Below are 4,927 nucleotides of genomic sequence, written 5' to 3'. Positions count from 1 at the left end.
CGATCCCACCGGCGGTCGCGGCGACACCAGCGGCGGTCAGAACGGTGTTACGCAGCAGATCGGTACGCATGATGAGTGCCTCTCTGTCGGGGGTGAGCAGCACACGCAAGTGCGCGTGCTGCCAGATAAGTCTTTGAAGACGCCCGGCGATCAGGGGGTGACCTGCTCGGGCGGTCCGGGGGTGTAACCGTCGGCGGCGGGGAAGCGATTCCCACGGCCTGATCCGACGTCCCGGGGGATGTAACGACCCGGGGCCGGGGGTGATTCCCTGGCTCACCGGCTTGGACCGGTCGTGCGCGCCGGGGGATATACGACCCGGGGCTGGGAGGTCATTCCCTCGGCTGACCCGGTGCGGTGGACCCGGTGGTGCGGGGTCCGGGGGATGTAACGACCGGTGGGGGCCGGCCATTCCGACCCGGAGCCGCCTCACCCTCGGAAGGGGCGGGGTGCTGCGCGGTCTGCCATGTTCAACGACCCCGCCCCCGGCATGATTCCGCCCCGACGGTGGCGCCGACCACCCGACACGACCGGCCGAACCCGGACACCGACCCCACCATCGGACCACCTCGAACCCGACATCCGCCCCAGGCCGCACAGGCCGGTGCTAACCCGGGCGCATCCAACGGATCCCAGGCCGGCCAGTCCGGGCACCACGAACGCGCCGGCGCTGGGAGAGTGCCGCCAACCACCCCACAAACCGGACAGGCGGGTGCTTGGGCAGCTCATCGAGCCCCCAAACCGCACGTCGCCCGGTGACGGACACCCGGATCTTGGACCGTTTCCGTTAGCAGCGAACGGAAACTGTCCAAGATTCAACCGGAGACCGTCGTCCAGCGGCCGCCGCTGGCCGAAAGGCATCGAGCTGGGGCGCGGGGGAGCGTCGGGGCGCGTGGGTGGAACGCCATGGAGGTCACCGGTGCGCGGAGACGTACATGGTGTTCCACCGGGGCCGTGGGTCAGGGGGTGGTGAGAAGGGAGAGGAGGGCATCGCGGGCGGTGCGGACGGCGGTGCGGGACTCCTCGGTGTGGTCCAGGGCGTCGAAGCCGTGCCGGCCCTCCGGTACCGCCACGATCCGCACCGGCGTCCCCCGACGCGCCGCTGCGGCGGTGAACGCCTCGCTCGTGGCGGCGATCTCCGGGCGTTCCCGGCCAGCCAGGGTGAGCACGAGCGGCGGCGGGTCGCCGGCCTGGTCGAGTGCGTCGATTGGGTGGAAGCGCGGGTCGACCGGCCAGCCGGGCAGGGGTGCGAGCAGCGGGTACGTCGCGGCGAGGCCGCGCAGCCACGGGGGCGGGTCGCGCAGCCAGTCGGCCAGCAGCAGGCCGCTGCCGGAGAAGAACCAGAGCGCCAGCCGGTCGGGGTCGACGCGTGGGTCGGCCCGCAGCAGGTCGGCCGTGCCGGCGAGGTGGGCGGCGGCGGCCGGCAGGTCGCCGGGGGTGTGCAGGGGGAGTCGGGGCATGGCGGCGAGTACGCCCTGCTCGGCGAGGAGCGCGCCGTAGCCCTGGTAGAGCAGCCACTCCCGAGGGTCGGGGGCACCGGGTGGCAGTGGGCCGCCGTGCACCAGGACGACCGCGGGCCGGGGGCCGTCGCCCGCCGGCAGGTAGAGGTCCACGTCGCCGTGCCGCTCGACCGGGGCCGGCGGCGGGTCGAGAACAAACTGTGTCTCCCAGAAACTGTTTTGCATGTGGCTCATCGTAGGTGAGGCCGCCCGGTCTTCGCTGCCCCGTCAGGGCCTCCACTGTGGGCGTGCCACCATGTCGGGCATGGAGATCTGGAACAACCCGTCCTGCTCGAAGTGCGCCACCGCCCGGGCCTCGCTGGACGAGGCACGGGTGCCCTACCGGCTGCGGGCGTACCTGACGGAGCCGCCGAGCGCGGAGGAGTTGGCCGAGGTGCTGCTCCGGCTGGACGCCCGGGCCTGGGAGATCTGCCGCACCGGCGAGCCGGCCGCGGCCGCGCTGGGCATGGCGAACTGGCCCCGCGACGATGCGACGGAGCCGCGCTGGATCGCCGCAATGGTCGCGCACCCCGAGCTCATCCAGCGCCCGATCCTGCTGCTGGACGACGGCAGCGCGCTGGTCGGTCGTACCCCCGAGGCCCTGGACGAAGCGGTGCGCCGCGCCGACCGGTGACCCCGCGGTGGTCGGTCAGGAGGGGCGGTCGCCGGCCTTCGCGTGCCGCTCGCGCAGCCGGTCCCGGATCTCCTCCGGGGTGTACGCGCGGCGCCGCCGCTCGGCCCGGGCCACCACCACGCCGGTCGCCGCGACCCCGGCGAGGCCGGCCAGTCCGAGCAGTTTCCACCACCGCATCCGTTGCCGCTTCGGCATAGGGTAGTCCTCCATGAGCATCAGCCTGGACGAGGCGGTGGAGCTGACCCGGACCGGCGACCTCTGGGTCTTCCGCGGGCGCAGCGTGCCGGACCGCGCCATCCAGCTCACTACGAACAGCCCAGTCAACCACGTGGGCATGGCGGTGGTGCTCGACGACATGCCGCCGCTGATGTGGCACGCCGAGTTGGGCCGCTCCCTGCCGGACATGTGGACCGGCGCCCACCAGCGCGGCGTGCAACTGCACGACCTGCGGGACGCGGTCTGCGTCTGGGCCAACCGCTACGGCCAGCGGGCGTGGCTGCGCCAGCTCGAACCGTCGGCGGACACGGCGATGGAGGAGGCGGTGCTGCGGACCGTGGCTCGCCTCGACGGCACCCCGTTCCCGTCCACCGCGCAGCTCGCCTGGCGCTGGGCCCGCGGCCGGGTGCCGAACCTGCGCCTCGGCCCCTCCATGGACGACGGCGGCGGCGTGCCGGTCCGCGACCGGGCGCTGGAGACCGCGTACTGCGCGGAGGTGGTGGCGGTGACCTACGAGGCGATGGGGTTGCTGCCCGCCGGCCGCCGGCCCAATTGGTACGACCCGGGCCGGTTCTGGAGCGGCGACGACCTCGACCTCACGGGCGGCGCCCAGCTCGGGGCGGAGATCGAGGTGAGCATCCCGCCCCGCTGACCAGGTTTGCCGCGCCCGCCGTCCGGTAATGGAGAGCGGCGTGACGGCTTCCACGGACCTCGACACGCTCACCGACTTCTTTGACCGGTACGGCGTGGCGCTGACCACCGCCGACGTGCCCGCCATCGCCGGCTGCTACGCGCTGCCGGGGCTGGTGGTCGCCGACACCTACAGCTTCTCGTTCACCTCGCCGGCGGCCGTGGCGCTCAGCTTCGTCGGCGCCGCCCCCGACTACCAGGAGCGGGAACTGGTCGCGGCCAACGCGCAGATCGAGGACGTACAGCAGGTCTCCGCGCTGCTCACCGAGGTGGCGGTGCGCTGGGAGTTCCTGGACAGCCAGGGCCGGGCGGTGCCCGGCGAGCGCTACCGCTACCTGCTCCGGGCCACCGACGACGGCCCGGCCATCTGCACCGTCATCCGCACCGCCTGAACTGGCGATCGCCGCGCCCCTCGGCGCGGAACTCGGCCATCCCGGCGGGGAAGCCGGCGGCTCAGCGAACCAGGGCCCGCGGCGCCCGGCGCCGAGGCAGCGCGTCGAGCAGCGCGCCGCCGGCCACGCCGGCCACGCCGGCCACGCCGGCCACGAAGGCGTCGACGGCCTCCCGGGTGACGCCCGGCATGCAGATCAGGTGGCTGCGACCGGCGCTGCTGGCCAGCACGCACTTCGCCGTCACGGCCGGCGGCGGGGTGGGAAAGACCACGGTGAAGGCGTGCTCGTGCCGCCAGGCCGGCCCACCGGGTTGAGCCGCTCCACCGCGTACGCGGCCAGCTCGCGGGCCCGCTCGGCGCGCTCCCGGAGGCCGTCGTGGCCGAGGCTGCGGATCGCGTACCAGAGCAGCAGCGCCGGGTGGCCGCTGCGCGAGCCGCTGATCGTAGTGTCCACCGTGCCGGTGTAGTTCGGGGACCCGGCGAGCTGCTGCTGGAGGGTGCGGCGGGTCAGCACCGCCCCGCACGGCACCGGGGTGCCGAGGAACTTGTAGCCGGAGATGGCGATGCTGTCCATGGTCGTGTCCAGCCGCAGCGTGCTCCGGTCGTCGGCCAGGGCCAGCGGAACCCCGGCGAGCGCGCCGTCGACGTGCAGGTGGTGGCGGACCGGCGTGCGGGCGAGCAGGCGCCGGATCCGCGGCACGTCGTCGGCCGCCTCCGTCATGGTGGTGCCGCAGGTGGCCACCACGACCGCCGGCCGGTCCCGGTGCCGGTCGATCATCGGGCCAGGTCGTCGTAGTCCATCTCGCCGCGCTCGTCGGTGCGGACCACCACCGAGTCCAGACCGAGGATGTCGACGCACTTGGGCAGCGAGTAGTGGGCCTCGGCGGAGTGGTAGACCAGCGCCCCCGGGAACCGGGCCCGGGCCAGGTAGAGGGCGTAAGGGTTGCCCGCGGTGCCGCCGGAGGTGAGGTAGCCCCAGCGGTCGTCGACCGGGGCCTGGAACAGGTCCGCGAACCAGTCCAGCACCTCCCGCTCGTACCGTTTGGTGTGGTTGGCGCCGGCCGGGTCGGTCCACGGGTCGCCGATGTTGTTCAGCAACGAGCCGAACAGCGGCGCCAGCGGGCGGTAGTCGATGTCGGTGGCGACCGGGAAGCCCACGTGCGTCTCCCGGCCGGCCGCCGCGGCCGAGCGGACCGCGTCGAGCTCGGCGAGGAGTTCCTCGGGACGGCTGACCGGACCGTCACGGCCTGGGTCGGCTGACAACACGACGCTCCCTCATCGTCCCGACGGAACCGGGGAATGCTTGCGCACAGTTGATAACGCCTGCACTCAGTGAAATCATCGACCGGGCGAATTCCAGCTAGTGCGGTGACCGCAAACGTTCGCCGGGTCGGGTGCCGGGGAGTTTGTCGTACTGGTGGTGTTGGGTGTGGTTGTGCCTCGTCGTCGGGATCCTGGTATGCCGCCGGCCGTTCACCGCACGGCTCGTATCGCGTTGCG

Annotated in this window: 8 protein-coding genes; 3 read left to right on the top strand and 5 right to left on the bottom strand. The window is 73.1% G+C overall.

Annotation, left to right across the window (positions count from 1 at the left end; translation table 11 throughout):
• Positions 1 to 956 precede the first annotated feature (956 nt).
• Positions 957 to 1,682 (bottom strand): hypothetical protein, encoded by a 726-nt coding sequence (locus AB0F68_RS35115; protein WP_357346180.1) that lies wholly within the window; start codon positions 1,680 to 1,682, stop codon positions 957 to 959.
• A gap of 79 nt (positions 1,683 to 1,761) precedes the next feature.
• Between AB0F68_RS35115 and AB0F68_RS35110 the strand changes: the two genes are divergently transcribed.
• Positions 1,762 to 2,130 carry an ArsC/Spx/MgsR family protein gene (locus tag AB0F68_RS35110; protein ID WP_357346178.1) on the top strand — a complete coding sequence of 123 codons (369 nt, stop codon included), beginning with the start codon at positions 1,762 to 1,764 and terminating at the stop codon, positions 2,128 to 2,130.
• A gap of 15 nt (positions 2,131 to 2,145) precedes the next feature.
• Here AB0F68_RS35110 and AB0F68_RS35105 read toward each other — a convergent pair whose 3' ends face one another.
• Complete coding sequence (locus tag AB0F68_RS35105; protein WP_357346182.1) at positions 2,146 to 2,340, bottom strand: hypothetical protein; 195 nt, start codon at positions 2,338 to 2,340, stop codon at positions 2,146 to 2,148.
• Between AB0F68_RS35105 and AB0F68_RS35100 the strand changes: the two genes are divergently transcribed.
• Both AB0F68_RS35100 and AB0F68_RS35095 read left to right on the top strand, forming a co-directional pair.
• Entirely contained in the window at positions 2,339 to 2,998 is a 660-nt protein-coding gene (locus AB0F68_RS35100; protein WP_357346176.1) for a hypothetical protein, read from the top strand. The genes AB0F68_RS35105 and AB0F68_RS35100 overlap by 2 nt on opposite strands.
• A gap of 40 nt (positions 2,999 to 3,038) precedes the next feature.
• Positions 3,039 to 3,428, top strand: coding sequence for a hypothetical protein (locus AB0F68_RS35095; RefSeq protein WP_357346174.1), 390 nt, complete (start codon positions 3,039 to 3,041; stop codon positions 3,426 to 3,428).
• 61 nt (positions 3,429 to 3,489) lie between these two features.
• On the opposite strand, the gene AB0F68_RS35090 is transcribed toward AB0F68_RS35095, so the two are convergent.
• The 3 genes from AB0F68_RS35090 to AB0F68_RS35080 are packed head-to-tail and all read right to left on the bottom strand — an operon-like array spanning position 3,490 to position 4,690.
• A complete protein-coding gene (locus AB0F68_RS35090; RefSeq protein ID WP_357346172.1) occupies positions 3,490 to 3,672 on the bottom strand; it encodes a hypothetical protein in 183 nt (60 codons plus the stop codon).
• Positions 3,669 to 4,205 carry a pyridoxal-dependent decarboxylase gene (locus tag AB0F68_RS35085; protein ID WP_357346170.1) on the bottom strand — a complete coding sequence of 179 codons (537 nt, stop codon included), beginning with the start codon at positions 4,203 to 4,205 and terminating at the stop codon, positions 3,669 to 3,671. The genes AB0F68_RS35090 and AB0F68_RS35085 overlap by 4 nt, the downstream gene beginning before the upstream one ends.
• Positions 4,202 to 4,690: a hypothetical protein gene (locus AB0F68_RS35080; RefSeq protein ID WP_357346168.1), complete on the bottom strand. Its 489-nt coding sequence runs from the start codon at positions 4,688 to 4,690 to the stop codon at positions 4,202 to 4,204. Before AB0F68_RS35080 ends, AB0F68_RS35085 begins: the two co-directional genes overlap by 4 nt.
• Positions 4,691 to 4,927 lie beyond the last annotated feature (237 nt).

It is taken from the genome of Micromonospora sp. NPDC023966 (assembly GCF_040639095.1).
Lineage (GTDB): Bacteria > Actinomycetota > Actinomycetes > Mycobacteriales > Micromonosporaceae > Micromonospora.
This window is presented reverse-complemented; position numbering and strand designations above follow the sequence as displayed.

Excerpts from the sequence above, each read along its gene's own strand:
- AB0F68_RS35085 (WP_357346170.1), bottom strand. The coding sequence starts at position 4,205 with ATGATCGACCGGCACCGGGACCGGCCGGCGGTCGTGGTGGCCACCTGC.
- AB0F68_RS35115 (WP_357346180.1), bottom strand. The coding sequence starts at position 1,682 with ATGCAAAACAGTTTCTGGGAGACACAGTTTGTTCTCGACCCGCCGCCG.
- AB0F68_RS35105 (WP_357346182.1), bottom strand. The coding sequence starts at position 2,340 with ATGGAGGACTACCCTATGCCGAAGCGGCAACGGATGCGGTGGTGGAAA.
- AB0F68_RS35100 (WP_357346176.1), top strand. The coding sequence starts at position 2,339 with ATGAGCATCAGCCTGGACGAGGCGGTGGAGCTGACCCGGACCGGCGAC.
- AB0F68_RS35110 (WP_357346178.1), top strand. The coding sequence starts at position 1,762 with ATGGAGATCTGGAACAACCCGTCCTGCTCGAAGTGCGCCACCGCCCGG.